The organism is Comamonas sp. MYb69 (genome assembly GCF_037479315.1).
Taxonomy (GTDB): Bacteria; Pseudomonadota; Gammaproteobacteria; order Burkholderiales; family Burkholderiaceae_C; genus Comamonas.
Genome location: NZ_JBBGZG010000008.1, coordinates 89,602 through 114,978, shown reverse-complemented (window position 1 = coordinate 114,978; position 25,377 = coordinate 89,602). Strand labels below are relative to the sequence as shown.

Genomic DNA, 25,377 nt, shown 5'->3' with positions numbered 1-25,377 from the left:
AAAGTCAGATTTTTTTGAACTGACCTGTCCAGCGCGGGAAGTTCTCAGCTCTGGGTACAAGTCCATTGTCCATAACACTTCGCCAGTCTGGACTGACAATATATGGCCTTTTGCTGCAGCCAAAGAGACTATGTTCTGTATCCACCAGTCGTTTGGCTCTCGCCGAGAGGTCGATGCTGAGCGTAACTGAGAAATAAATTACTTGGTCGAGGTATTCGCCTAAAGCCTCGATAGACGTTTTGTAAGTGGCGTCTGTGATGCCATTCGTCTGGGGAAGTCCGAAGTAGAGGGCCAATACGTCGGGCTCTTGCATTCGTGGTTCTATTTTCTTTATTGCTTCGAATCTAGTGTCTATGGCACTTTTGTATCGACTTATGCTGTCGATCAACTCCGAAACGGCTGATATTTCCCTGCCTGTTGCAAAGATCTTTGATACTATGATATTTTCAAGAGGAAGTACCGAAGGGCTGAATGATGGCAGATTTTCCAGGTTGAGTTCAAATTGCCATCTGTCAGATTCCAGTAAGTGTAATACTGGTCGTTCGCTTAAGTAGTCTGAAAGTTGCTGGTCATAGTCACGGCATAGCGGAAGGATATGCTGGTTTTTTAAACCAAGTGCAGAATTTGCAATCTGCATTGCCAGTAGCGTTGCAGCATTCAAGTGCTTCAGGTCTTGCTGAACATCTTTGTGACGCAGCGATCTCATCGCAATATATTGAGCGCCCCACGCTCCTCCAGCCGAGCCAAAAAAGCCACCAATTAGAGCGACGCCTAAATTGGAGTTAAAAAATTCAGCGAGGTCAAACATGGCAGTAGAGGGATTAGCGTTATCAGTTAGTTATAGGTGTACACAGCTCTACTAGCGTCCCATCAGGACAGCGGGCATAAGCGACAGTTTGGCCCCAAGGTTTCACCTCCGGCTCTTTGATGGATTTGGCGCCGGCGGCTATCGCAGTCTCGAACGCGGAATGAACATCGGAGGTTGTGAATGCAATCTCTACACCGAGAGGCAAGAGTGAGTCACTTGCTGCTACATAGCCTTTGGGAAGGTTGGCGTGGCCCAGTTCGTGCGACGCGAAGGCGAGGGTGGTTTCACCCGTGACCAGTTCGCCATAGTCGCCAGACTCGTGCAGGAACTTTCGTTGGAGCCCGAACGCCTTCTCAAAAAACTCCAGCGACTTGGAAACCTGCGGGACGTAGATGATGGTGTAGCTGAGCTTCATTTCTTGTGTGTGGAGCATGCCTATTTTTTGACAGAGGGCTTAGAGGTTCCAGATTCCTTTACCGCTTCGATCTTGGGCTACTGGCTAGCTTCAGCAATTTTGAAGAGCTCGAGGCGCTCAGTCAAGTCGCGGAGGAGAGTTAATGCATCGGCGGACTCTCATTAGACTCTTTTTCTCCTAACGGCGTATCTCTTGAGAGATGCAAAGTAGAGTGGTTGCTAATAAAGTTTTTATGCGATTCAGTTCCTACGGATATGGTTTGATCATTTATGGTTATGCTTGGCTGACCATCCAATATCTCCGATAGATTTTTCGAAAGGGCGACTGCAGATTTTGATATATGCTCTTTAATTATAGTTGTATCAATATTTTGTTCTGCTAGACGCTTGCTTAATCCCAGCAATGAATCTATTGCTTCAACTTTTTGAGGGATGGCTGTGATTTTTCCTTCGCTAGTGTAATTTCGGTAGGCCCAGGTTGCTGTACGCTCTAGAAACGAAGTCATTAAATTAATAATTCGTGTTTCACCAATGACCATTGCCCAGAGGCTGCCAGATTCGATTTTTGCAATCCGAAGGGGCTCTGAGGCTTCGGATACCGCCATCAGCATGCATAGCTCTGAATATAATTCTTGTATGGCTAATAGTTTTTTTGCGAAATCCTTCAAAGTTAGGTGCTGAGGGAGTATTACAGTTAATTTAGACTCAGAGGATCCAGGAACTGCTTGCTCAATAAGTTTGTCTTCAAAAAAGCTAAATGCTTTATATAGGACCGAGATTTGCGTGTTCAATTCACGCGCTGCTAGGATAAGTGGTAATGCATTATCAGGATTCTGATGTGATAAAAAATGGTCGTACACATCGGAAAAATTTTCGATGCTTCTCTCGACTGTTGATATTAAAGATGTTGGGTCTTTATTCTCAGGCTCGAATGCTAACAGCGACTTCTGGAAACCTTCTAGGGATCTGAAGAATTGACGATTGTTGATTCCCGCAATTACTGATTTTGTGTTTGCCAAATGACTGTGAAGGCCTGTCCCAGAATTGCTATACTGCGCACTTCCTTTCGGAATAAGTTTTAAAAATTGATCCATGGCATTGGCATAACTGGAAAGGGTATGTAATCCATCAATGAATGCTTTAAATTGCTCGGATTCATCTAGAAAAATTGAAATTCTATTTTTAAATTCTAAGGTGTGCATGTTTTTTAAGATTATTGATTTTCTGGTGAAATTAATCGGCTGAATTTATATTTATGTTTGATAAATGAATTGATGCCGTTTTAACAATCATCTCAAGATAGACCTCTATTTTTTCTTGACCGTCAGTCCGTCTTCAAGAAGAAGTTTCTTTACCTTCTGAGCAATCTCATCGATATCCCCTGGCTCTAGATTGCTGCCATTCTCTTCTTTTAGACGCCTTTTAGCCTCACCGATCAGTGACTCTCTGAGGTAGTCACTGATGGACATGTTACGTGCGTGCGCCGCCGCCTGGAACAGGTCCCGGGTCTCTTCGTCCATGTCTATGGTGACTTCTGCGCCTCCATTTGGAAGTTTTTGAACCGTTACATCCAAAACGTCGCCGTGATGGGTTGTTGGGTCCTTCGTGCCATACATCAACCACTCGATTGAAACACCTAGCGCAGTTGCTAAGCGAGCAATGATGTGCGCGCGGGGCATGTTCTTGCCTGCTTCATAACGGTTGATTTGGCCTGGCGCGACAGCCGCCTTTTGTGCGAGTTCCGTTTGGCTGATGCCCGCTGATACGCGTGCATCTTTGAGGCGTTGGGGAAAGTTGGAATTTTGCATAAAAAGAACTACAACGCTTGCAAATTACATAAAACGCTGTAATATACGTCCCATGCACTTAGCGTTACACAACAATGATGAGTGCATTTTATGACATTGCAGTTCCGCAGTGTTATCACTTAAGGGCTTCACCTATGAGCAACATCGTCCCATTCCAATTTCAAGACCACCACATCACCGTCCTGCTGGATGACCGCGGAGAGCCCTCGTTCATTGGGAAAGAGATTGCCGATGTGCTTGGCTATTCGGAAGCCAGTGCAATGACCCGCACACTTGATGAGGATGAAAAGGGTCTGCAGCTTGTACAGACCCCTGGAGGGAAACAACGGGTTATCACCATCAATGAGTCTGGCCTGTACTCTGCGATCCTGGCCAGCATCAAGCCCGAAGCGAAGCCTTTCAAACGCTGGGTGACGCACGATGTGCTGCCCTCTATCCGCAAGACTGGCTCTTACATTGCCAAGGGCTCGCTGACGCCACTTAAGGCAACTGCTGAGGCAGCCAAGGCTTTTGCGCCCCTGGTACGTGTTGCTCGTCTTCTGGGATGCGACAAGAACGCTGCTGCCATCTCTGCCAACCAGGCCATCTATTCGATGACCAACATCAACCTGCTGCAGCAGTTGGGCCAAGGTCAACTAGAAGCAGAGCATCAAGACAGCCAGTGGTACACGCCTACCGAGCTGGGCAAGCTTGTTGGCACAAGTGCTCGCGGCGTCAACCTCCTTCTTGCAGAGTCAGGCTTGCAGATGAAGATGGGCGAGAAATGGGAAGCAACCGATGCTGGTCGTGATTTCTGCCGGCTCTTCGACACCAGCAAGAAGCACAACAGCGGCGTGCCGATAACTCAGATGAAATGGTCGCGCAACGTGCTCCCAATGCTGGGGGAGCAGAAGGAGGCAGCATGACTTCTGCAGAGTTTGCTCAACGGCTGATCCGGGCGCGGGCAATTGCCGGATTGACGCAATCAGAGCTTGCCGCAAGGAGCGGCATATCGGCGGCGCAGATTAGTCGCTACGAAACGGGGGTTAACGAGCCAAGACCTTATGCGAAGTACCGCCTTGCTGGTGCTCTCGGAATCAAAGGCGATTGGAGCATTGATCCAGATGTCAGCAAGGATGTGCCGATAGAACTAGTGAACTGGGCGGCAATTTCGACAGGAGCTCTGGTAGCAGAGCTTGCTCGAAGGTGCTCATAAGCCACAAAAAGGCGAAAGCCCCGGCGACTCGAACTCGCAAGGGCTTTCTGGTGAATCAATCAAAGGGATCGAAGGACTCGCTATGAATGTTACAGCAACCCCCAACGCGGCGCAAGCCAGGCCCACCTTAGATCAAGTGGCGACCATGTTCCTAGCGGTAGCGACGAAGAAGCTGGAGTCGTTGGAGAGCATTCGGAATAAAGATACAGATTGGCTTGATGCGGATGTGAGTGTCGATATGGCCATCGAATTGGTCTCGGAGCGCGTTCAGGCGATGTCGGGGAAGATGTTCCCAACTGCTGACGCTTTCGCCAGCGAGTGGTACAAGATTTCTTCGGTGGTCAATCTGTCGATGGCTTCATTTAGCCGCCCCTCCAGCTGGTATGGGCGCACCCTGCAAGATGCAGCTCAATTTTTTCAGCAAGTGCCTGACATCTTGCACTATGCGGAAGTAGGTGTGGCATGAGTGCAAAGCGCAGAACTACCGCTACGTCTAAACCTCTCAGCTTGCCTTCTCCAAGTCAGATTCAATTCTTGGCTTGCAAAATGCTTGAGGATCGACTGGAGAGCGCAATACAACACGCATGTGAGCCAGGCATCTGGAGAGACGAATGGCAAGCGCATGTGAACGCAACTGATCTCGTCAGAGAGGGTGTGCAACAGCTTAAGGGCGCGCTCCCGTTGGATTTCGATGAATTTTCGTTCATGCACACCCGCATCCAGTCAACGATCGCACTTGTTGCTGCTGCCTTTCCGGATAAAGGCACTGCCGCATGGCGCAACCTGCATGCAGCTGAAACAGGCTTCACTGAAGTTCTTGAGGCATTGGAGTTGGCTGAGCAGGTTGATGGAGGCGCGAGAGGGGATCAATGATGGAACAACTCAGAATCCGCATCACCGGCACTTCGCCGTTGATGATGCATGCGGACACGTTGGCCAACCCATTAAACCCCGCTACGAAGCTTCACAAAGAGATGACGGGGAAGCGAAAGAAAACTGAGGATGACCATCTAGCCATAGCGAAGAGCGAGTTCATCAGTGGCTGCTACTGGAGTCCTGAGACTGGTTTCTACGTTCCCGGCGCGAACCTCGATGCGACGTTCCTTGGCGGCGCAAAGCTGCAGAAATTGGGCGTGCATTGGAAGCGTGGCGCCTTGGTGCTGGAGAACCATGTGAAGCTCTTGCATGACGGTCCTGGAACGCCGGATGCGCTATGGGAAAGTCCAAGCAATGTGGACTGCAGGGGCGTGAAGGTAGGCAGTTCAAAGATCATGAGATATCGCCCTGTGTTTATGAGTTGGGCTGCTGAGCTGACCGTTGCGATCAATGTTGATGTGCTTGACTTACAGGAGGCGCGCAAGGCTATTGAGGATGGAGGCGCACTCATCGGAACTTGCGAGTACCGCCCGCGCTTTGGCCGCTTTGAGGTGCGCTATGTCTGAGGTCAAGATCAGCCCCAATTGGAGGCAGGCAGTCCATGACTTCCTGGCTGAATTCAAGTACGGCGATATCGTTCCTCATAGTTGGTTGGTTGCGCGGTTTGGGCTGCCTGTACCGGATGCGCACATGTCGGCAGTTGCATTCCAGGCAAGGCAGTTCGAATGGCTGGCGAGCATCGAAGGGTTCAAGGCGGCGTTGCTCCATGACCATCAGGTATTGCTGCAATCAGTTAGGGGTGAGGGCTATCGCTGGTGCCCGCCGGCCGATCAAACTCAAGCAACACTGCGGGAGTTCGAGCGAGATGCTGGACGAGTATTCAGGCAGGCTGGATCGCGTCTAAAGAATGTTCGACATACGGAGCTGACCTTTGATCAGCGGCGCGTCAACTTGGATGCACAGGCAAAGCTTTCGTTATTACGGGGAACAGTCCGAAAGCAGCTCCGCTAACGTAGCTGCAAGCCTATTGCAGAGTAGGCTTGCGGATGCGAAAGCATCGTTGCCTTCGGCGAGGTCTGATGAGGTGCGCTCTGGCGAGCTGAGCTCAGGTATGACATGGCCAGGTACGGTATGGGCTGTCAACAGCGGGAAGCATTTTCACTAGAGAGTGCTTTCCGATGCGATCAGCATCACTTGGTGCGCTGAGCTATGCCATGGCAAGGCAAGGTGGGCTCGGGCTCGGTATGGGCCGAAAACGGCGGCAAGCGTCTTCGATAGAGGTTGCTTGTCGATGCTTTTGGCAAGTAGTGTTTGGAGAGAATTGACTGACTCAAGCTGATCTCGGAACTCGATTCTGGGGTCATGGAGGGCTTGACAGGCATGAGACAATAAATTGGTACTCACCATAAATCTTTCAGGCGAGGGGCAGTATGTGGAGATTTCTCGGTGGGGTGGTTATCGCGGCAACTGCGATAAGCGCATCTGCACAGCAACCGGTGACATTCACCTCACCTGGTGACGCCTTCAAACTCAATTCCACCGCAACTGGAACGGTCTCAAGGACGGGCCCGTTTCTCACAGTACGCCTTGATCGACATGTGATGTGGCAGGGCGATAAGCACGTTGAGCCAACGGACGTTATTGGCTTCAAGGTTTCTGTGGCTGGACGCAACGAGAAAGGGCAATGGGAGCCAGTTAGATCGTCTGGGTTGGTTCCCAGTGCATACAGGATCCGACGCGGCGAGAGCAAGCAGTTGCCCCCTTCCACTGTTCTCATCCCCATCGATAGCCTCAGCTCTCTCAACGATAAATGGCTTGTCATAACCATGGTGATGAAGCATGGCGCAGGCGAGGGTTTCACGTATGCGCACTCTGACAAGTTCAGGGAGGAGTTGATGCGTTGACCTTTGCTAACATGTGCCCATCTTCACGGAGGGGTACATGGAGTATTTGGTCGTTTGGTTGTTTTTCTGTGCGTTGGTCGGCGTCTGGGCGAGTAAGAAGGGACGCTCGGGCGTGGGAGCTTTTTTGATTTCGTGTTTCCTGTCGCCACTGATTGGCGCGATCATCGTTGCGCTCATGTCTCCGGGCGGTGCAGCAGCACTTCCGAGGGATGAGCTGGGGGACCCTATCACGCCGGATACACATGTGAAGTGTCCCGACTGCAAAGAGTTAGTGCGCCGAGAAGCTCGGAAATGTAAACACTGTGGGGCATCCCTTATCCCTCAGTAATTCTTATTGATCCATCGTTGCCCGCTTAGTGCGGGCAATTTCATTTGTAAGCCTCTCGGCGCGAGCCCAGAGGCTTTTTTGTGGCCAACCTCATGACAGATTTAGCAACCATCGGAATTAAGGTCGAGACCGAAGGAGTCCTGAAAGCCTCAAATGCGCTTGGGGATCTCGCTCGCCAAGGGCCAAAGGTAGAGCAATCTATGAGCGGGATTGCAGCCGAAAGCAAGCGGGTAGCCAAGTCCCTTGCCGACTTGGCGTCGGGGTCTGGGGACGGCCTTAAAAGGACTGGAGAGTCGGCGCAAAAGGCTGCAGCCGGCTTGAATGCTGCCGGAGTAGCTGCACGAGAGGCTGTTACCGACACGGCTAGCCTGGCTAGGGCACTCGCGGGCGTAACTGCAGAGGAAGAGAAATTTATCCGCAAGCTGGCCGAAGAGGCCAGCGGTTTACGCCTGTCGAGGGGGGAGATGGAGGCGTATCGTGCCGCACAGAGGGGCATGAGCCAAGGTACGCAAGAGATAGCGCGTGCCATGGGAGCGCGCATCGATGCCATCAAAGCGGAACAGGCAGCCGTTTCCGGGGTAAACGATTCGTTTATCCGGCTGACAACAGTCGGTATCCAGGCTCTGGTCGGATCGTCTTTGGTCAGCTACACCGTCCGCGCAACATCTGCGATGTATGAAGCATCAGCAGCGGCACAACGCCTGCAGACGACGCTGAACTATGCCACCGGTGGCAATGGAACTCAAGAGATAGAGAAGATCCGACAAACAGCTAATAAGCTGGGTTTGGAATTTCAGAGTACTGCAATTGCTTATGGTCAGTTTCAGGCTGCGGCGCGTGGGACAGCCTTGGAGGGCGCCAAGGCGGGGGCAGTATTCGAGTCTGTAGCGAAGGCTTCTGCTGTGCTGGGGTTGAGCGCAGCTGACACCAGTGGTGTTCTCCTGGCCTTGCAGCAGATGATCTCGAAAGGCACGGTGCAATCCGAAGAGCTACGCGGGCAGTTGGGCGAGCGGCTGCCTGGTGCGTTCCAGTCGGCTGCAAAGGCGATGGGGGTCACAACTGCTGAACTGGGCAAGATGCTTGAACAAGGGCAGGTGGTCGCTGACGACTTCTTGCCTAAATTCGCTGCGCAGTTGGAAAAGGACTTTGGTGGTGCGGCTGAGAAGGCGGCAGATCGCCTTGATGCCGCGACAAACCGAATGGCTAACTCATGGTTGACGCTCAAGCAGGTGGGCGGCGACTCTGGAGTTTCGGAATTCATGGCAGGTCAGTATGCAATTCTGACCGATGGCATGAACTCGGTGTCAAATGCGATGCGCATGGCGAAAGCCGAAGGGGATGGATTCTGGGGGCAAATGCTGGCTGGTGGGGGCCAAGTAGCCAAATTCATCAACCCCATGAATGCTTTTGCCTACTCGGCTCAAGAGGTCGGGAATCAGCTCAGCCGTGCGGAAAAAGAACTGGCAGCTCTTGAAGCTCAAGGAGCCAAGAAGTCCTCTAACCTCATGTTGCGAGAGGCCTATGCTCACGCGGATAGGCTGGTGTCGAAGCTTCGCGAAGCAAAGATAGCGCAGGACAACTTGGCTAAAGGTGGGCTGGCAGATGCTTACACCGAGGGGATGGGTAATAGCAAAATCATCCCCCGCCAGCGTCAGAACGCGGCAGACATCGATAAGTACCTGCTGGAGGATGCTCGCCAAACCAAAGCCCAAATTCGCGAAGAGGAGATCGGCAAGGCGCGTAAGCGCAATGCTGAAATGGTTGCGAAGGCTGAAGGCGATACCAATGCGATCTTGAAGCTGCAGGCGGCGCTTAAAACCGAGATCTCCAACATCGAGGACAAGTACGCCGAGAAGAAAAGCAGCACGAAAGGCGTAGATTCCCAGGCGAAGGCTGTATCCGATATTCGGGCACGGATTCTTGCTGAAGAGGAGTTGATCAAACGCCTTCAGGAGCATGGCACTGCTGCGAAAGGACTCACTGAAGCTGACAGGTTGGTAGGAAAGCTGCAGGAGGAAATTGCCGGAACTACCAATAAGCGAACCAAGGCGAATCTTGAAGGCCAACTTTCCGAGGCTCGGGCGTGGCAGGAGGCACAAAAAACCCGGACTGAGCTTGAGAAACAGGTCAAGGCTCAGGCTGATGCTGAGGAGGGTTTCCGCAAGTACATAGACAGCATCTACAAAACAGCGGACGCAATCGGTGATATGGCCGACAAGCAAGAAGCTGCTAACGGCTTCTTTGGAAAATCCAAGGTAGCTATCGAGCAGATGGTCTTAGCTCAAAAGCAGGCCGCAGCAGAGAACCTGAAGAATTCCGGCCCCTGGACGCCAGAGATGCTTGCAGCCATGACCAAGGCAGCAGACGAGCAAAAACGCTACACCGAAGCGCTGATGCAATCGGTGTATCTGGAGCAGGGCCGCAAGTTTGACGAAGGCATCAACGCGGCCCGCCAAGAGTTGCAACTGCAGCAGTATGGGATGTCCCTATTGGGGATGGAAGAGGTCCAGCGCGCCAAGCTAATCGCACAGCGAAAGTCCGAGCTTTCTTTAGAAAAGCAGATCCAGGAGATTCGCAAGGGATCGTTCGCACTTGATCCTATCGAGAACGAGTTGCGTAAAAGCGACCTGATCGATAAGGCGAAAATTGAAAACGCGATAAAGCTACAGGGCGAGTTGAGCCAAATCCAAGATCAGTATGTCAACGAGCAGGTGCAGAAGTACGACCAAATCTTCTCGCAGGGCTTCGCCGACATGCTCAACGGAAATGAAGGTAGCTGGAAGAGCTTCACCAAGAGCCTAACCACGACGTTCAAGACCCAGGTGGCAGACCAGATCTACCAGATGTTTGCACGTCCAATTGTTGTGCAGTTGGTTGGCTCATTCATGGGTATGTTCGGTGGTGGTGGAGGGGCTGCTGCACAGGCTGCCTCTGGGGGCAGTGGCGCCATCGGCATGGCAAGCAACGCCTACAGCATGTACTCCATGTTTACTGGTGGCTTGGCCGCAAGCCTGGGGTCTACCATCGCATCTGCTGGTTCGTTGTTCGGGTCAAGCGCGCTTGGGGCATTCGGCGCAGGCATGCAGGGTGCAACCCTTGGAGTCGGCATGATGGGTCCCACAACAATGGGCGCCGGGGGGGCCATGGGCGCTGGAGCCAATTTTGGCAGCATGCTCAATGCTATCCCCGGGTGGGGCTGGGCCCTGGCTGGGATTGGCTTGTTGTTCGGCGGTGACATCTTCAACGGGTTGTTTGGCCGCAAGCTCAAGGAGTCGGGTGTAGAAGGCACCTTTGGCGGCGACAGTGGCTTTGAAGGGCGTCTGTACAAGTACTACAAGGGTGGGTTGTTCCGGTCGAACAAGACGACCTACGAGGACATGCCCGAGGAAATGCGCTCTGCCCTGGGCAAGCAGTTCCTGGGCATGGATGAATCCATTCGTGCCATGGCGGGGGCTGTGGGCCTGGGTGGTGAGGCTTTGGATGGCTTTACAGCCAAGATCAAGGTCAACCTCAAGGGCCTGAGCGAAGAGGAAGCCACCAAGAAGCTGCAGGAGGAGTTCCAGAAGATCGCTGATCAGATGGGGGCCTTGGTGCTGACGACGGACGAGTACACGCAGGCCGGGGAAACCCAGCTTGAAGCGCTCACCCGCCTGTCCACCTCGATCACGCTGGCAAACGAGTGGTTCAAGGCCATCGGGGACACCCTGTATGACGTGAGCCTGGCCGGTGCTGATATGGCCTCGGAGTTGATGGACGCCTTTGGCGGAGCAGACAAGTTCGCCGCGGCAACCAGCAACTACTACGACAAGTTCTACACAGATCAGGAGAAGGTCGCGAACCAAACGCGGCTTTTGAATGAGGCGCTGAAAAAGCTTGGCGTGGAATCGATGCCAACCAGCCGGGATGCCTTGCGGGAGTACATCAACGGGATCGACCTGTCCACCGAGGCGGGCCGCAAGCTGTACGCGGCAATGATCGGTTTGGCTGATTCGTTCGATGTGGTCTACACCTCTGCCGAGAACATCGCCGCCATGAAGGAAGACCTGAACGTGCAACTCTTGCGCGCCCAGGGCAAAGACGACGAGGCGACGAAGCTCGAGCGTGCAAAGCAGTTGAAGGAACTTGAGAAATACAAGGACCCTGAGCTGGTGCGCATGCAGGTTGAAGTGTGGAACGCCGAGGACAAGGCCAAGAGCGACGCCGCAGCCAAGCAAGCTGCTGAGGATCTGGCTGCAGAGATGGCGGCAGCGCAAAAGGCTGCCAAAGACCTGGCGATGAAGAACCTGGAAGCCGCTGTCTCCCGTGAGAAGGAGTACTGGAATCAGTTCTCCGCAGACGCCAAGGACTCACTGACCAAGGCATCGAGCTACTTCGACCTGGTGACCAATGCGGCTAAGTCGCTGCGCGATTCGGTCGAGGACAGCGCAAGCTGGTCGGCTGCGGCTGGCATGGTGTACATCGAGCAGGCTTTGGACCGAGCCCGTAAGGGTGGGGGACTGTCGGACCTCGACGCCACCAAGTCGGCCATTGAAGCGGCTACCGGTGGCCTCGTCATGGATAACTACGCCACCCAGGCGGAACTTGACTATGACAAGAAGGTGCTGGCAGGGCAGTTGGATGAACTCGGCGGGTATGCAGAGTTGGCGAAGTCGGATGCTCAAAAGCAGATCGACCTGGCCAATGCGCAGATCAAGCGCCTGGACGACACGCTCACGTTCTGGAAGGAATACGGCGAAGAGCAAGTGGATGCGACGATGAGCGTCACTGACGCTGTGAATGCGCTCTACAAGCTGCTGGACCCCAAGGAACAGGAGCGGATCCGCCAGGAAGAAGCGGCCAAGGCTGGTTTGGGTGGCGGGTCTACACCGGGCTACACCCCCACGGGTGGTGGCAGCTTGGGCGGCACAGTCGCTGGATCGAACCGGGTCACGGTGGTTGGACTCACGGCAGACGGCCGGGCCATCTTCAGCAATGGAGAGATCGGCCAGACCCCAGCCGGTCAGACCAGCTACAACAGCACCGGCCAGATGAACAGCAATGGCTACTCCCTTGCGGAGTTCGAGCGGTTCAAGACCAGCGGCGAGTTTGAGTGGGACCCCGAGAAGAACCAGTGGCGTAAGCGGGCATCGTTTGCCATCGGCACGAACTACGTGCCGCGTGACATGACCGCGAACATCCACCAGGGCGAACGGATCATCCCTGCGGCTGACAACCGGGCGCTGATGGCTGCATTGAACACCCAGGGGGGCGGCAATGCAGAGCTGGTGCAAGAGGTCAAGGCTTTGCGCGCCGAGCTTCAAGCCATCAACGCAAATACGGCGGCCGGCGCCGAATATGGTCGCCGCACCAGCAGCGACATCAGCCAGGTCACAGAGGGCGGCAACGCCATGCGTGTCGCCAACATGGCCTAAAAGGGAAATCTATGTACGTGTTAGTCCCCAAGCAGATTGGGGACAGCTCGATGCTGGCCGGGTCCATCCCCGCTGTCGATACGGCAGCCGGGGAGGTGGCCTGGACGGCGGGCGTAGCTGTCACCAAAGATGCAGAGAGGGTGTATGGGCAGCGCGTATACAAATGCGCGGTTGTTCCTACCGATCTCAACAAACCGCCGGATCAGGACCCCATCAGCTGGAACGACATGCGCCCATCGAACCGGTGGGCGCCCTTTGACCCCTATGTGCAAACGACCCAGGTTAACCGCCTTGGCACGCTCACATATGTGTTGAAGGTGCCGTTCATCACCGGCATCGCGCTCCACGGCCTCACCGGAAAGCGCCTGCAGATCACGGTGACCGACGGTGTGGGCGGGCCGAACCTGATCACTCCGGTCGATACCGGGCTGAACCTTCCGCGTGTGGGTTGGTGGAACTACTTCTTCGGAGAGCGGACGGCCATCAAGTCGTTCCGCATCGAGAGCATCCCCAGCAAGTCGTCCACGGTCATCACGGTGACTGTGACAGCTGATCCGACGCAACCGGTGGGGATTGGCTGGATGTCGATTGGCACCTGGACGGCTTTCGGGATGACCAGTGTCGGGATGCCCTCGGGCACTCAGTACGGGGCGAATGCCGAGATCCAGAACTACAGCTACCGCAAGGACTTCGAGGACGGAACCTTCCGTGTTGTCCCTCGTGGTTCGGCGGTGAATCTGTCCTTGCCTGTGATCATCGATGCGGAAGACGCCAATCGGCTGTTCTCGCTCATTGAACGGCTAAAGGACACACCGGTATCGGTCTATGCCAGCTCCATTGGCAAGTACCGCTATCTCGCAACGGTGGGCTTTATCAGCATCGGATGGCAGCCGCACACCACGGTGAGCACATCCATAACAGTGAATGTAAAGGGGGTTGTCTAATGCCAATCGTCGCAGTACCACCAATTCGGGACCTTGGCACCGTTCCGAACAACAACATGGACGAGGCCACGTTCAACGTGACCGCAGAGAACTTCACGACGCAGATGGCGCCGTGGGGCGGTGATGTGAAAGCGGTGGCTGAGTCGGCCAAGACCAACGCCGAGTATTCCAACGAGCGCGCGGTGAACGCGAACACCTCTGCCGAAACGGCAGCCGCCCGCCTTGCCGATGTCCAAACGGCAGCAAATGGCGCCTTTGCAGCAGCGAACTACAAGGGGGAGTGGTCAACGCTCACCGGGGCACTGAACGTGCCAGCCACCGTTACCCACTTGGGGCGGCTGTGGTATCTCAAGCTGAATCTGGCGAACGTCACCAGCCAAGCCCCCGCCCTGGGGTCCACCTACTGGGGCGAGGTGAGCCGCAACGACTTCACCGTGTTGGCGTGCCCTGCAGGAAGTACCAACGCAGCAGATCGCGGTATGTATCGCATGACTGCGGCCACTTCGGTGCTGGTCCTGCCTGCTTCTCCATTCCATGGGATGGTGGTGGCAGCGGTGAATGTGTCCGGCACCCTGGCGCCCGTGATCCAGCGAAACGGCAAGACCATCTGCGGTGATGCCGAAGACTACCTGATGAACCAGTTGGGCTGGCAGATCGTGCTGCAGTACGACTCGACCTCTGGTGACTGGCTGCGGGTGAGCGGCTTCACAGCCTTCACGCCGTTCTCGACCAATCAGCCGTTCAACCAGGCCAACAACTGGACCGGGGCTCAGAACTTCGCCGGCGGTTTGACCCTGAACGGTAGCCCGATCATCGAGACGGGCACCAACGCCAACGGAACATTTACCAAGTTCGCCGATGGCACGCTGCTCATGACAGCAGTGGCCTCGCTAAACATGACCACGCTTGCCGGCCTCACGCAGACCTTCCCGGCCTCGTTTGTGGGTGATCGCCCATGGGTGGGCTTTTGCGGCATTGCTGCGCAGTCTGGCCAAGAAAATCTTCGCAACTGCGCCTGTCTTTGCGGCTCGAATAACTGGCTGATCCGCACCGAAGTTACGGTGGCTGGGGTGACGGCTTACCCAATCAAGCTGATGGCCATTGGCCGCTGGGCATAACAAGGAGAACAAATGGCAAATGCAGCACAACAAGCACAGGCCACGCTGTCCCTGGCGATCACAGGCGGGGCGTGCGATCTCTCCAAGCGCAGCTACTTTCACGCGACCATCACCGGGGCCACTGCGTTCACCTTCATCAATCGGCCGGCAGACTGCATGCTGTTTGAGCTGGAGGTGAATCTGACATCCGGGACCTTGACTTGGCCTGCGAATGTGCGCTGGGTTGGCGGCACGGCTCCACAGAGCCTGCAAACGGGAAAGATCCATATCTTCCAGTTCCGCCGGCCCCAATCAACAGGAGCCAACGAGTGGCTGGGTTCCTATCTGCCGAATTACTGATATGGGATACCGACCACCACTTATCAAAGGCCCGGTGTTTATCACCATCGCGGCCAGCGTCAGGAGCCCGGACATTCGGGCTCTTGCTATTTCTGCGGGTTGGGTTGGCTATGAGCCGCTGTACTGTACCATCAATTCGGGAGTGGATGTGGCAACGCTCACTGTGGCTGACATTCCAGATTACCTGCTCACCATAGTGAACAGGGGGCGCATTGGAGGAACCACCAACAGTGGTACTGGCATGGTTGCCGCCATCAAATTCAACCTGGACAACGCCGGCGGAACGATCTTCGGTGGCGGCGGACTGGGTGGAACCGGCCAGACGGTGACCATCTTCCGAGGCACCGGGTATTCGGCTACGGGTAGCGGCGGATCTGGGGGCAATGGGGCTGGCTTTACTGCTGCCAATCCCCCTGCCTTTCTGTCTTCGCAGGCAGGCGGCAATGGCGGCTCCCAGTCTGTGGGCGGGCCTGTAATCGGCGGCTCATCGTCAGGGGTCGCTAGCGGCGGGCGTGGCGGGACTGGCGGCGCCATCGGTATGAACGGGGAGGGCGGGTACGACGGGAGCACCAGTGGCTCATTCGAGTCGCAGAACCGCACCGGCCCTTCCAGTGGCTCACTGGCGGGCTACGCCATCGACGGCATGGCGAACGTCAACATTCTGGCCGCTGGTTCGATCCTCGGCCGCACACGATAGGAGGGCGCATGTACTTCGACAAAGAAACCCAAGAGTTTGGGCTGAGCCCTGCGGACATCATCGGCCGGCACGCGCACAACATGTCGTTTCCCGTGCCATTTGAGGCGCCGGAGCGCTACGTGCTTATCACGCCGACTGACCCTCAAGGGTTTGATCCAGCAACCCATAAGGCGGTGCCAGTGGAGCCGCAGGAGACAGAGGACGGTTACCTGCAGCAGTGGGAGGTCGTGCCTCTGGATGACGACGAGCTGGCCCAGCTGGAGGCCGAGCGCCTGGCAGCCGAGCAGGCCGCCCGGGACGCTGCGCGGGTGACCGTGACCAAGCGCCAGGCCTTGCTTGCGCTGTTCGACATGAAGGGCATCAAGAACGAGGACATTGAGGCGCAAATCAGCCTGATCCCCGATGAGGTGAACCGCTACCGGGCCCTGGTGGACTGGCAGGGATCGGCGGCCATCGAGTCGGACAGCCCCACGGTGCTCGCGCTGGCGGCGGGCCTCAACTTGACTGAGGCGGATCTGCTCGAGCTATTCGGCTACGCCCAGGCGCTGTAACCCTCTGCCGACAACACACAACACGACCCGCTTCGGCGGGTTTTCTTATTTCTGAGGGGTATGCATGAGCAATGCAGCAGAGAACGCGGCAATCGTGGCGGGCAAATCCGCAGCATACGGCGGCGCTGCAGGGGCCTTCGTGAGCGGGCTCACGGTGTCCGAGTGGGGAGTTATCGGCGGCCTGCTGATCGGCGTACTGGGCTGGGCCTGCAGTCAATTCTGGCTCTGGCGAAAAGACCGGCGCGAAGAGCGCGAGATGGCTATCCGCATGCAACACAAGTTTGGAACAGGATGGGACGAACTATGACCGTACCAATGCCAAAGGCACCGAGCATACCGGCGTCGGTCCTGCGCAAAGGGGCTATCCCTGCTGCGTTGCTGTCCGCGCTGACCAGCCCGCTGGCCTACAACACCCTGGAGCGCTGGGAGGGCAACATCTTGCGGGTGTATGCCGACAGCCTGGCCCGAGGCCTGCCCACCTTCTGCGCCGGCCGCACGGACTGGAATGCCACGGTGGGCGACAAGCTCACCGATGACCAATGCCGGGAGGTGAACAAGACCACCCTTCTGGAGTATGGCTTTGCCGTGCTGGGCTGTGCCAACTGGGATTACCTCACCGCCAAGCGCCTCATTGGCCTGACGATGTTCGCCATCAACGTGGGCAAGACCGCTGCCTGCGGCTCCCAAGCAGTGCAGAACATCAACGCTGGGCGCATAGAGCAGGGCTGCAACCTGATTGCACGCACGCCATCCGGTGCGCCCAACTGGTCGACCGCTGACGGCAAGTTTGTGCAGGGCCTGCAGAACCGCCGCCAGGCTGAGCGCGCACTGTGCCTGGAGGAGCTATGACCACCGGTGTAATTCTGCGAATTTTGGCCTGCATTGCTCTGTTTGCCACCGGTGCGCTGGTCAACGGCTGGCGCATGAGCAGCCAGGTGGCCAAGTGCGAGGCCGAGCAATCCCAGGGCACGGCCACCCGGGCCGAAGCCGCACGCACCGATGAAACCCAAACCGCGATCAAGGAGAGCAAGCATGCCCAAGACACGATCTACAACGCCGACCGCCTGGCGGCTTTCTATACCGGCATTGCTGATGTGCAGCGCCGTGAGCTTGCTTACGCTGAGCGGGTGCAGCGCGGCGCCGCAAGTCGAGCCGCCACTTACAACGCGCAAGCCCAAGCCGACGCAGCTGCCCGCAGCGATCTTGCAGATAAAGCCGCAGCCCTCGACCGCCAGCTTGCAGAAGGCCTCGGCGTGGTCGCAAGCCTCGGAGGCGACCTTAGGCGACGAGACGCCGAAGTAGCCGCGCTGTGCGACCAGGTGAACATCGAGCGCCGGCTGAGCGGTGACGACAGCGACCAGGCCTGCAGCCAGAAATAGAACCAGCCTCCCCGGCGCCACTACGGCACTGGGGAGGCGATTTTTTCGTTTCAGATAGGGTTTCGGATGACACCGGCCGGATGCGTGCCCCTGTACCTTGGCGCCAGGAGGCTCCAATGTGCAATCGCTACCACTCACCAGACGAAGGCTACATCCAGCAGTACTGGCGGCTGAACCCACGGCAGTTGGGGCTTGGTGCCCGAGATGTGTTCCCGCGCTCGGCAGGGGGATTCATTCGGCGCGCCGTGGATGACCCTGGTTACAGCAAAGAGCTTGCCGTGGGGAGATGGGGCCTGATCCCTTGGTTCAGCAAGACGCCCGACATCAAGTACAGCACTAACAACGCCCGGGCTGAGGAGGTGGCGGACAAGGCCAGCTTCAAAGATCCGTGGAAGCGCGGCCAGCGCTGCATCATCCCAGCGACCACCTTTGATGAGCCGAACTTGGAGAGCGGCAAAAACGTGTGGTGGAGGTTTGCCCGGGCCGATGGCGACCCGTGGGGCCTGGCAGGGCTGTGGAACACCTGGAAGGATCCGGTGACCGGCGAGTTGATCGAGAGCTACACCATGCTCACGCTAAATGCTGACGAGCACCCGCTGATGAGCCGCATGCACAAGCCAGACCCGAAGCTCGCTGCTGACAAGCAGGACAAGCGCAGCGTGATACCTATCGAGCTGGTCGATGTGGATCAGTGGCTGGAAGGATCTATCAAGGACGCTCAGGCGCTGCTGAAGCTCGCACCGGTCGAAGTGTTCGCGGCAGGGCCGGTCTAGAACGGAATATCGGGGGCGAGGCTGTCGTACAGATCTTGGTCCACCGCGACCGAAACGGTGTGCAGCACCATTGCGCCCAGGATCGGCATGGCCTCTGGACGATCCAGCTTGATGCCGTCCCAGCGCTCATGTTCCTGGGTCTCGGACCAATCATCACCATCCTTAATGTGCCGCCGCCAGTATCTTGATTGAAACATAGACACCTCTAAAAGACTGTATATTTATACAGTAAATGGAGCAAGCAATGGAAGCAGTCAGGAAATTTGAGCCGGAGGATTTGCCGGGCATCTACAGGACCGTGGCGAGCCCTGGAACGCCAACAGATCTTGATGGCAGGTCTAGGGTTGGGGTGGACCTATACGTGCTGCAGCTTCAGTTTTGCGGCGCGTACCTTTGCTCCTCGCTCTTGAGAGGCAGGGCGCCGACCTTTGGGGTGGTGATTTCATCGCAAACACCCTTTAACGGCTACCAGGCAGGGATCTACAAGCGCGGGGGTCTGATGAAGCTGGTGAACTATCCGCTCGAGCAAGCGGAGGTTTGGAAGAAGCGAGAGGACGGCACCATGCTGTTGCGTGGTGAGCAGTGGGATGAAGGGGAGTTCAATCGGTGGCCGCAGACTTGGATTTGCGGGCGCAATCCTTCGGCGGTCGCCGCGGCGCTTCGCGGGATGTCGGCCTGGCTGGATAGGGAGTACGCGAAGGTGAAGCGGCCGCCCTATGCGAATGACCGGCCGAGGTAGGGGAGCAGCCGCAAGAGTGCAAATGAAATGCACGAATTGTGCACGGAAAGCAAGAATAATGGCGCCAATGCTAGGTTTTCGATCCCGGCTCGAGGCACCATCAACATGATGAATTCCAACAGGAATTCACTCGCCACACAGAGCCCCGTGAAGCTCCAAGAATTCACGGGCATCTCCTGCGGACACATCGCAGAACTCAAGCAAACCCATCAGCAATGCAGCCTCAACTGTGCCGCTGCAGGCAGCCTAACGTTTATCCTTCAGCGGAAACCGCTGACCCGGAAAGAACACGCGCTCAATCTCTCGCAGCGTGCGTGCACCAATCGTGTGGATCTTCAATAGCTTATGCGGATAGGCCTCACGCAGTTGCTCAGGCGTCTTGATGCCGGCGCGGGCAAGTGTGCGCACGGTCACCAGTGGCAACTTGCCATTCAAGGCCGAATCCTGGGCAAACCGGATGGATGGCGGGGCAAAGTCTGGCTCAAAGTACTGGTCCGGGAAGAAGGCCATCTCGATCTTGCGAAAGCGCAGCATGCCGATGCCATGCATGCGCAGCAATCGCAGTGGATAGGCTTGTTTGACGGCTTCCACCGAATGCACGCCATTTTTGGCCAGGATTCGGATGATGCGCTCTGACAAATGACCGTCTAGTGGGGTGTGGGGAGGGGGAGATTTGTTGTATTCATTCGACATCCAGCAAGATCGTAGAACCTGCTAGTACGGAGGAATGACGGTCGGCAGAGGGCATCGGCTGTAGGCCTTGGCAGACAGCAAATGCCAGCGCATTTCAGAGGCGGCCCTCACTGCATCTGCGCTTTGTGCTTAGCGGTCCTGCAAATGTTGTTTTTCCCCGCTGGCCTGGATCCCTTCGCGATCAGTCGATTCGTCCTCTTCCAACGGATGCAGCGGCCCCATCCACCGGAACGGCCTGCGGTTGGGGCTTTGTTGGCGCGCCAGCGCATCGACCGATTGCAGCCACTGGGTGAGTTCTTCGGCCCGCATTGTGGCGCTGCGCTGCGCACCCAAACGGCCCAGAAAGCGGCCCAGTTCCTCGTGCCAAGAGGCATAGTCGCCGCAGCCATGGGTGCACCAGTGTGGGCGCATGCCCAGCCAGGCCTTAATGCTGGGGTGCTGGCTCAGCGCGCTGGTGTCGAGGATGCAATGCACATCGACATGTGGGGGGAACATTGCTTCAACTTCGCGCAGAAACACCAGAAACTCCTGGTGCCGCAGGCGTGGTTTGCACTGCGCGGCGGGGCTTTTGCAGACGCTGTTCAGTGCCTTGCAAAGTGCGGCTGATAACGGATGCTGGCAGCCTTCGCTGCCCAGCAGGGTTGAGACTTTGCTAGGTGTTGCGGGGGCTGCCGGCAGGCTGAGTGGGCTCTTGGTATCCAGGCAGATGACCAGCGCCTTGTCGCTGCCGCTCAGGTAGATCGCGGCGGGCGCCTGCAATTGCTCCAGCAGCAGTGGGTCGCTGAAGAGTGCAAAGTGGGGGCGGGACTTGGTCTTGCCCAGCAGCTGCAGATAGCGGGCCACGCTGCTTTTGGACATGCCCGTGCGTGCAGCCAGGGCACGTACGCTGTCGGATGCGGTGTCCTCAGACGCCAGTGCTGCTTTGGCGGTGGTGGTGATAGCTTGCAGCTGGCGGTCATCGATGGTGCGGGGTTTGCCGGTTCGCATGCTGTCGTACAGACCCAGGATGCGATGGCTCGCAAACCGGCGGCGCCATTTGCCCACTGTCGCCTGGGTCAGCGCCATGCTGTTGGCAATGCTGACATTGCTGTCGCCTTCCACGCTGCGCAGGATGATCCTGGCGCGGGTGGCGATATGGGCGGGCTGGCCGGGCTTATTGGCTAAGTGTTCGAGCTGTTCTCGCTCACGCGCAGTCAGTGTGATCCCTGACTTGGGTCTGCCTTTTTCCATCGTGATTTCTCCGTCTCTCGGAATCTTCTGCAAAGCCTTTGCTGAGGGGAGCGGCTAGGAGTCGGGACGCAGCGTAAGGCGTTTTCGCAAGTCAACAGACAGCTATTGACAAGGAAGAACGAGCAGCGAGTCGCCCGAGCCTGCATCCAGCCGACCCCAGGGTTTTCCAGAAGATTCCTTGCTATGTGTTGAGGCAGCCTTTAATGCTGCTTATTTAATGGACAGATGAAATGATTACCAGCTAATTATGGTAATTTATTTTGGGACAGTATCGAATATCGATTGCATATATATGTTGTGTAGTTATGGGACGGGGCTTCATGTAGATAGCTTGGGTCATGATTTCTATGGAATTATTGTGGAATCTGTGCATCTCTGCCTAGGATTGTTCAATAACCCATGGATGTCATCAATATGACAGTTGAAAAATTTCATCTCGCAACAAATTAATTTTGACAAATAAGCTTATTCGGTCTATTTAGAGCAAGAAACACTTTGTTAACATTTTAATGAAAATGGCATGTACATTGACAAAACAGATAGATACCATTGCGCCGTTCAGTAATTGCGCTGCGCGGTCGCATGGCATGGTTTCTGAAATCACTGAATTTTCATCTGAATGATCCATGAATGAGGAGCTAGCCTTGAATATGACAAATCACACCAATTCCCATAGTGCAACTATTGCCAAGCCCGTCGCCCAACGCAAATCGCGCGGCCAGGGTATGACGGAATACATCATTATCTTGGGCCTGATTGCGATTGCCGCGATTGCTGCTTTCAGCTTTTTTGGCCAAACCGTTCGCAGCCAGGTCGCAGGTATGGCCAAGGAAGTGGGTGGTGAATCGGGCAAGGAAGGTATTACTGCCGCACAGGCTGCTTCGGGTAAGGCGCTGACCAATGCCCAGAAGAATATGAATATGTCGACCTATACCGAAGGCGGTAACGACGGCGCCAAGTAAGAGCCGTTGTCGCAACCCTGGGTACCTTGCTGCAACGTCGCAGGCCTTCGCCTCTGTCGTACGGTGGTAATGTCTGCGGCTTAGGCTGGCTACTCAGTGCAAACCCTTGGGGTATGCCAGGTTGAGATAATGGTTTGAAGTTATCCATGGGAGGGAGGGCCTCCGGAATTCAACGAATTACATAATAGTGGCAATCATGCATAAACCATCTTCGTATCGGTCTGGAGATCGCGTACAAAAAGGGCAGGTGATTGTCTATTTGTTGGCCATAATTCCGGTGGTTTGTCTCAGCATATTCTTGGTCTATAACACGGCCATTGTTGCGCGAGACAAAATGAAGCTGCAAAACAATGCCGATGCGATGACCTATAGCGCGTCCACGGTATTTGCGCGGCAATTGAATTTTCTGGCCTATACCAACCGGGCCATGGCCGCGAATGAAGCGGGCGTGGCGATGCTGGCCAGCTTTCAGACATCGATTGGCATGGTGGTCAGCACGGCGGCCAATATTCAAGTGGCGCGGGTGGAGATCGAAGGGCAGAAGGGCGTCTGGAACCTGGCCCAGGCATCGGCGGCAGCTGCGCGTTATGACTTCATCAGCGCCATCAATTACCTGGTCAAGTGGGGCCGCAATGTACAGGCCGCTGCCAAGTACCAGCGCCAGGCCAACAACATCGCCAAGGCGATCGAGCCCTCGGCCCGGCCGTTCCAGATCATGGTCGATGCACTGCGGGTGCTCAACACCGCCATTTCGCTGGCCCAAGCGGCCACCACGGGTGTCAGCATCCCTGAGGCCATCGTGGTCGCCAAGGATGTGCTCAACGACAACGATGACAAGGCCTATTTGCCGGTGGCGGCCAATGCACCGCTGATTGCCAGCTCGTCGCTGGAGTTTCTCAACTTCATCAAGCTCTACAGCACCACCTCGGACCGCCGCAACGACGAGGACGATTTTTTTGACGCGATGCGCTTTGCCCATGCGGCGCAGGCCACACGCGATGACTTCACCAAGGACCGGCGCATTTTCCCGGGCTTTATCAAGCAGGGCATCACCGGCATGCAAAACGAGGGCGACAGTTTTGACCTCTCCAGCGGCCCGATTGCCACGGCCATGCAAGAGCTGCTCAAAGGCACGGTGTCCTGGAAGGGCGGCACCGAGCTGGTCGCCACGCGGGGCTCGGATGTGCTGGACGAGCGTGGCCGCATCCGTTGGCAATCGGCTGACTCGGTGAACGTGGCCGGCGCTGGCGTGCTGCTGGCCGAGCGCTTTGTGGGCGACTTCGGTCTGGGCGCGGCCACCGCCACGGGCGGCTCGGGCTATGCGGACAAGGGCTGGTCCGGCAACCGCCTGGCCTTGCGCTCTTACGACAAGAACTTCAAGCCGCGCAATGTGGACCCCGAATACCAGAGCGATGAAAAGCGCGACTACGGCAAGCTGACCAAGGACGGCCTGTCCGACAGCGCCATCTATGCGGCGGGCCGCGACCGCGATGGCAATACACTGCTCGTGCCTTTCGCCGTGCTGCAGTTCAACTCGGCCTACAAGTACAAGCCGCGCACCGACATTGGCCTGGTCACCAAGAATTTCTCCTTGCCCCGCTACTGGGATGTGCGCCAGCTGCGCACGCTCAAGGGCCGGGACCAGGACAAGTGGTACGGCGACCTGTCGATGACCAGCATCAACCCGCGCAAGTGGGGCAGCCTGACCGACAAGGGGCCCACGATCTCGGTGATGGTTGCGCGCAAGGGCAGCGATGTGCGCACCGGCGAGCAGGCGGGCTTTGGCTATGCCAAGGATGACTACAGCATTGGCCTGCGCGACCGCATGTTTGGCGGTGACATGAGCGCGCTGTCGTCGGCCCAGCTGTATTTCAAGCGGCCGCAGGACCGCTGGCAACGCCGCGACATGACCAAGGACCAGTACAAGTCGCTGCAGATTGCCGGGCGCACGATCAAGGTCGGCTTTACCGGCGGCTATATCGAGCACAAGAACCTTTTCTCCCCGTACTGGCAGGTCCACCATGTCGAGCCCTCCATCTGGGCGCGTGGCGTGGCCGTGGCTGGCTCGGCCCTGGGCGGGTCGGATGGCCTGTTCGGGGGCGGCGAGCCCGACAACCAGGATGCGGCGCAATGATGTCCCAGACTTCCCCGATGACAACCCTGCGCCGCCGTGCCCGGCGCCGCGCGCAGCAGGGCAGCGCGTTGGTCGAGGTGACCTTGATCAGCGGCTTTGCGGCATTGCTGATGGCGGCTATCCCCTTGATCGCCGATTACGGCCAGGCGCGCATGCAGGTCACCGCAGCGGCCAAGCTCAATGCCTGGCAGCGCTCGGTCTGGTTTCCTGCAGCGACGGAGACCGAGGTCATGTCGGCCGACCAGTACAAGGGCGCGAGCGGGTCCATCCGCAAGTCCGATGCCGAGCTGAGCAATGATTTGCGCCGCCATGTGTTCCGTGATCCGGCGCAGGACACCGACACCGGCGTGCATGGCGAGACCGTGTCCGAGTTCACGTCGGGCCAGGCGCGCATGCCTGATTTCAACGAGTCGCTCACCGCCAAGACCACGGCCGCACCGCTGCCCTCGGTCGCTGCCTTCATGGACACCATCTTCTCCAAGGTCGGTGAGGTGCAGAACCTGGCCAAGGGCGAGTCGATTGCCAAGTTCCGCTTTGTCACCCAGGGCTATATGCGCACCGAGGTGGCGCTGGAGCGCGGTGCCGGTTTTTCTGCCGAGCGTTTTCCCACCGAGTTCGGCAAGGTCGCATCGGCCTTGCACAAGAACGACACGCCGCTGCCGCTCAAGCTGCAGATCAAGGACCATGTGACCATGCTGTCCGAGCCCTGGAGCGCCGGCGGCACCAACCGCGAGGAGTCCAAGATCCAGGGCCTGGTGCCGATGAAGCTGCTGGACCGGCCCGAGTACCAGGACTTCCGCGCGCCGCTGGGGCAGCTGGGCAGCACGCTCAAGTGGCTCTGGCCCACCTTTGACCACAACCTGCTCACCATGGGCCTGGCGCCAGGCGATGCGCAGGAGAAGTCGGTACCGCTGGACCGCTACGAGTGGCTGCAGAAGGTGCCGGCCGACGACACCTACAACGACAACCCGGGCGAGCATGAGTGCGGACCGCTGGAGAAGCCCGACGGCAAGGACTGCTTCCGCTTCTACCGCGCGTTCCCGCCGCCGCCGGTCGTCAACACCTTGCCATGAC

The 25,377-nt window shown here is 56.8% G+C and carries 28 protein-coding genes; 21 read left to right on the top strand and 7 right to left on the bottom strand.

Going from position 1 to position 25,377, the window contains the following annotated elements:
• Positions 1-4: 4 nt before the first annotated feature.
• The 4 genes from WH303_RS12740 to WH303_RS12725 all read right to left on the bottom strand — a co-directional run bounded on the left by WH303_RS12740 (position 5) and on the right by WH303_RS12725 (position 3,030).
• Positions 5-808 (bottom strand): hypothetical protein, encoded by an 804-nt coding sequence (locus WH303_RS12740; RefSeq protein WP_339518904.1) that lies wholly within the window; start codon positions 806-808, stop codon positions 5-7.
• A gap of 22 nt (positions 809-830) precedes the next feature.
• Positions 831-1,223 carry a VOC family protein gene (locus WH303_RS12735; protein WP_339518902.1) on the bottom strand — a complete coding sequence of 131 codons (393 nt, stop codon included), beginning with the start codon at positions 1,221-1,223 and terminating at the stop codon, positions 831-833.
• Between the two features lie 139 nt (positions 1,224-1,362).
• Entirely contained in the window at positions 1,363-2,424 is a 1,062-nt protein-coding gene (locus tag WH303_RS12730; RefSeq protein ID WP_339518901.1) for a hypothetical protein, read from the bottom strand.
• Between the two features lie 105 nt (positions 2,425-2,529).
• Positions 2,530-3,030 carry a helix-turn-helix domain-containing protein gene (locus WH303_RS12725; protein WP_339518899.1) on the bottom strand — a complete coding sequence of 167 codons (501 nt, stop codon included), beginning with the start codon at positions 3,028-3,030 and terminating at the stop codon, positions 2,530-2,532.
• Positions 3,031-3,164: 134 nt separating this feature from the next.
• On the opposite strand from WH303_RS12725, the gene WH303_RS12720 reads away from it, so the two are divergent.
• The 17 genes from WH303_RS12720 (at position 3,165) to WH303_RS12645 (ending at position 18,545) form a co-directional block, all read left to right on the top strand.
• A complete protein-coding gene (locus WH303_RS12720) occupies positions 3,165-3,935 on the top strand; it encodes a BRO-N domain-containing protein (RefSeq protein ID WP_339518897.1) in 771 nt (256 codons plus the stop codon).
• Entirely contained in the window at positions 3,932-4,225 is a 294-nt protein-coding gene (locus WH303_RS12715; protein ID WP_339518895.1) for a helix-turn-helix domain-containing protein, read from the top strand. Before WH303_RS12720 ends, WH303_RS12715 begins: the two co-directional genes overlap by 4 nt.
• Positions 4,206-4,691, top strand: coding sequence for a hypothetical protein (locus WH303_RS12710; protein WP_339518893.1), 486 nt, complete (start codon positions 4,206-4,208; stop codon positions 4,689-4,691). The genes WH303_RS12715 and WH303_RS12710 overlap by 20 nt, the downstream gene beginning before the upstream one ends.
• 158 nt (positions 4,692-4,849) lie before the next feature.
• Positions 4,850-5,098 carry a hypothetical protein gene (locus WH303_RS12705; RefSeq protein WP_339518891.1) on the top strand — a complete coding sequence of 83 codons (249 nt, stop codon included), beginning with the start codon at positions 4,850-4,852 and terminating at the stop codon, positions 5,096-5,098.
• Entirely contained in the window at positions 5,098-5,667 is a 570-nt protein-coding gene (locus tag WH303_RS12700) for a hypothetical protein (protein ID WP_339518889.1), read from the top strand. The genes WH303_RS12705 and WH303_RS12700 overlap by 1 nt, the downstream gene beginning before the upstream one ends.
• Positions 5,660-6,112, top strand: coding sequence for a hypothetical protein (locus tag WH303_RS12695; protein WP_339518887.1), 453 nt, complete (start codon positions 5,660-5,662; stop codon positions 6,110-6,112). Before WH303_RS12700 ends, WH303_RS12695 begins: the two co-directional genes overlap by 8 nt.
• Positions 6,113-7,042: 930 nt before the next feature.
• Positions 7,043-7,333: a zinc ribbon domain-containing protein gene (locus WH303_RS23740; RefSeq protein ID WP_445228281.1), complete on the top strand. Its 291-nt coding sequence runs from the start codon at positions 7,043-7,045 to the stop codon at positions 7,331-7,333.
• A gap of 80 nt (positions 7,334-7,413) precedes the next feature.
• Complete coding sequence (locus tag WH303_RS12690) at positions 7,414-12,744, top strand: tape measure protein (protein WP_339518885.1); 5,331 nt, start codon at positions 7,414-7,416, stop codon at positions 12,742-12,744.
• A gap of 11 nt (positions 12,745-12,755) precedes the next feature.
• Entirely contained in the window at positions 12,756-13,688 is a 933-nt protein-coding gene (locus WH303_RS12685) for a hypothetical protein (protein ID WP_339518883.1), read from the top strand.
• Between the two features lie 56 nt (positions 13,689-13,744).
• Positions 13,745-14,806 carry a hypothetical protein gene (locus tag WH303_RS12680; RefSeq protein WP_339518881.1) on the top strand — a complete coding sequence of 354 codons (1,062 nt, stop codon included), beginning with the start codon at positions 13,745-13,747 and terminating at the stop codon, positions 14,804-14,806.
• Positions 14,807-14,818: 12 nt separating this feature from the next.
• Positions 14,819-15,145: a hypothetical protein gene (locus tag WH303_RS12675; RefSeq protein WP_339518879.1), complete on the top strand. Its 327-nt coding sequence runs from the start codon at positions 14,819-14,821 to the stop codon at positions 15,143-15,145.
• A gap of 1 nt (position 15,146) precedes the next feature.
• Complete coding sequence (locus WH303_RS12670; RefSeq protein WP_339518878.1) at positions 15,147-15,842, top strand: hypothetical protein; 696 nt, start codon at positions 15,147-15,149, stop codon at positions 15,840-15,842.
• A gap of 8 nt (positions 15,843-15,850) precedes the next feature.
• Positions 15,851-16,393, top strand: a complete 543-nt coding sequence (locus WH303_RS12665) for a hypothetical protein (RefSeq protein ID WP_339518877.1) — start codon at positions 15,851-15,853, stop codon at positions 16,391-16,393.
• A 64-nt stretch (positions 16,394-16,457) separates the two neighbouring features.
• The gene (locus WH303_RS12660; RefSeq protein WP_339518875.1) at positions 16,458-16,700 is read left to right on the top strand and encodes a hypothetical protein; all 243 of its coding nucleotides are present in this window, start codon (positions 16,458-16,460) and stop codon (positions 16,698-16,700) included.
• Positions 16,697-17,242 carry a lysozyme gene (locus WH303_RS12655; RefSeq protein WP_339518874.1) on the top strand — a complete coding sequence of 182 codons (546 nt, stop codon included), beginning with the start codon at positions 16,697-16,699 and terminating at the stop codon, positions 17,240-17,242. Before WH303_RS12660 ends, WH303_RS12655 begins: the two co-directional genes overlap by 4 nt.
• Positions 17,239-17,772 (top strand): hypothetical protein, encoded by a 534-nt coding sequence (locus WH303_RS12650; protein WP_339518873.1) that lies wholly within the window; start codon positions 17,239-17,241, stop codon positions 17,770-17,772. The genes WH303_RS12655 and WH303_RS12650 overlap by 4 nt, the downstream gene beginning before the upstream one ends.
• Before the next feature lie 116 nt (positions 17,773-17,888).
• Positions 17,889-18,545 carry an SOS response-associated peptidase gene (locus WH303_RS12645; RefSeq protein WP_339518871.1) on the top strand — a complete coding sequence of 219 codons (657 nt, stop codon included), beginning with the start codon at positions 17,889-17,891 and terminating at the stop codon, positions 18,543-18,545.
• Here WH303_RS12645 and WH303_RS12640 read toward each other — a convergent pair.
• Positions 18,542-18,742, bottom strand: coding sequence for a hypothetical protein (locus WH303_RS12640; protein WP_339518869.1), 201 nt, complete (start codon positions 18,740-18,742; stop codon positions 18,542-18,544). The two genes, WH303_RS12645 and WH303_RS12640, sit on opposite strands and share 4 nt — an antisense overlap.
• A gap of 47 nt (positions 18,743-18,789) precedes the next feature.
• On the opposite strand from WH303_RS12640, the gene WH303_RS12635 reads away from it, so the two are divergent.
• A complete protein-coding gene (locus WH303_RS12635) occupies positions 18,790-19,284 on the top strand; it encodes a hypothetical protein (RefSeq protein WP_339518867.1) in 495 nt (164 codons plus the stop codon).
• A gap of 246 nt (positions 19,285-19,530) precedes the next feature.
• Here the strand turns inward: WH303_RS12635 and WH303_RS12630 are convergent, their stop codons facing one another.
• Together WH303_RS12630 and WH303_RS12625 are read right to left on the bottom strand one after the other, a co-directional pair.
• A complete protein-coding gene (locus tag WH303_RS12630; RefSeq protein ID WP_339518865.1) occupies positions 19,531-19,977 on the bottom strand; it encodes a helix-hairpin-helix domain-containing protein in 447 nt (148 codons plus the stop codon).
• Positions 19,978-20,106: 129 nt separating this feature from the next.
• Complete coding sequence (locus WH303_RS12625; protein WP_339518864.1) at positions 20,107-21,207, bottom strand: helix-turn-helix domain-containing protein; 1,101 nt, start codon at positions 21,205-21,207, stop codon at positions 20,107-20,109.
• Positions 21,208-21,833: 626 nt separating this feature from the next.
• Here WH303_RS12625 and WH303_RS12620 point away from each other — a divergent pair.
• The 3 genes from WH303_RS12620 to WH303_RS12610 all read left to right on the top strand — a co-directional run bounded on the left by WH303_RS12620 (position 21,834) and on the right by WH303_RS12610 (position 25,376).
• The gene (locus WH303_RS12620; protein WP_021027438.1) at positions 21,834-22,169 is read left to right on the top strand and encodes a hypothetical protein; all 336 of its coding nucleotides are present in this window, start codon (positions 21,834-21,836) and stop codon (positions 22,167-22,169) included.
• Positions 22,170-22,503: 334 nt separating this feature from the next.
• Positions 22,504-24,303, top strand: a complete 1,800-nt coding sequence (locus WH303_RS12615; RefSeq protein ID WP_339518862.1) for a hypothetical protein — start codon at positions 22,504-22,506, stop codon at positions 24,301-24,303.
• Complete coding sequence (locus WH303_RS12610) at positions 24,303-25,376, top strand: hypothetical protein (RefSeq protein WP_339518861.1); 1,074 nt, start codon at positions 24,303-24,305, stop codon at positions 25,374-25,376. Before WH303_RS12615 ends, WH303_RS12610 begins: the two co-directional genes overlap by 1 nt.
• Position 25,377 lies beyond the last annotated feature (1 nt).

Coding starts and splice junctions, on each gene's coding strand:
- WH303_RS12740 (WP_339518904.1), bottom strand. CDS start 808: ATGTTTGACCTCGCTGAATTTTTTAACTCCAATTTAGGCGTCGCTCTA.
- WH303_RS12735 (WP_339518902.1), bottom strand. CDS start 1,223: ATGAAGCTCAGCTACACCATCATCTACGTCCCGCAGGTTTCCAAGTCG.
- WH303_RS12730 (WP_339518901.1), bottom strand. CDS start 2,424: ATGCACACCTTAGAATTTAAAAATAGAATTTCAATTTTTCTAGATGAA.
- WH303_RS12725 (WP_339518899.1), bottom strand. CDS start 3,030: ATGCAAAATTCCAACTTTCCCCAACGCCTCAAAGATGCACGCGTATCA.
- WH303_RS12720 (WP_339518897.1), top strand. CDS start 3,165: ATGAGCAACATCGTCCCATTCCAATTTCAAGACCACCACATCACCGTC.
- WH303_RS12715 (WP_339518895.1), top strand. CDS start 3,932: ATGACTTCTGCAGAGTTTGCTCAACGGCTGATCCGGGCGCGGGCAATT.
- WH303_RS12700 (WP_339518889.1), top strand. CDS start 5,098: ATGGAACAACTCAGAATCCGCATCACCGGCACTTCGCCGTTGATGATG.
- WH303_RS12695 (WP_339518887.1), top strand. CDS start 5,660: ATGTCTGAGGTCAAGATCAGCCCCAATTGGAGGCAGGCAGTCCATGAC.
- WH303_RS23740 (WP_445228281.1), top strand. CDS start 7,043: ATGGAGTATTTGGTCGTTTGGTTGTTTTTCTGTGCGTTGGTCGGCGTC.
- WH303_RS12685 (WP_339518883.1), top strand. CDS start 12,756: ATGTACGTGTTAGTCCCCAAGCAGATTGGGGACAGCTCGATGCTGGCC.
- WH303_RS12680 (WP_339518881.1), top strand. CDS start 13,745: ATGGACGAGGCCACGTTCAACGTGACCGCAGAGAACTTCACGACGCAG.
- WH303_RS12675 (WP_339518879.1), top strand. CDS start 14,819: ATGGCAAATGCAGCACAACAAGCACAGGCCACGCTGTCCCTGGCGATC.
- WH303_RS12670 (WP_339518878.1), top strand. CDS start 15,147: ATGGGATACCGACCACCACTTATCAAAGGCCCGGTGTTTATCACCATC.
- WH303_RS12665 (WP_339518877.1), top strand. CDS start 15,851: ATGTACTTCGACAAAGAAACCCAAGAGTTTGGGCTGAGCCCTGCGGAC.
- WH303_RS12660 (WP_339518875.1), top strand. CDS start 16,458: ATGAGCAATGCAGCAGAGAACGCGGCAATCGTGGCGGGCAAATCCGCA.
- WH303_RS12655 (WP_339518874.1), top strand. CDS start 16,697: ATGACCGTACCAATGCCAAAGGCACCGAGCATACCGGCGTCGGTCCTG.
- WH303_RS12650 (WP_339518873.1), top strand. CDS start 17,239: ATGACCACCGGTGTAATTCTGCGAATTTTGGCCTGCATTGCTCTGTTT.
- WH303_RS12645 (WP_339518871.1), top strand. CDS start 17,889: ATGTGCAATCGCTACCACTCACCAGACGAAGGCTACATCCAGCAGTAC.
- WH303_RS12640 (WP_339518869.1), bottom strand. CDS start 18,742: ATGTTTCAATCAAGATACTGGCGGCGGCACATTAAGGATGGTGATGAT.
- WH303_RS12635 (WP_339518867.1), top strand. CDS start 18,790: ATGGAAGCAGTCAGGAAATTTGAGCCGGAGGATTTGCCGGGCATCTAC.
- WH303_RS12630 (WP_339518865.1), bottom strand. CDS start 19,977: ATGTCGAATGAATACAACAAATCTCCCCCTCCCCACACCCCACTAGAC.
- WH303_RS12625 (WP_339518864.1), bottom strand. CDS start 21,207: ATGGAAAAAGGCAGACCCAAGTCAGGGATCACACTGACTGCGCGTGAG.
- WH303_RS12620 (WP_021027438.1), top strand. CDS start 21,834: ATGAATGAGGAGCTAGCCTTGAATATGACAAATCACACCAATTCCCAT.
- WH303_RS12615 (WP_339518862.1), top strand. CDS start 22,504: ATGAAGCTGCAAAACAATGCCGATGCGATGACCTATAGCGCGTCCACG.
- WH303_RS12610 (WP_339518861.1), top strand. CDS start 24,303: ATGTCCCAGACTTCCCCGATGACAACCCTGCGCCGCCGTGCCCGGCGC.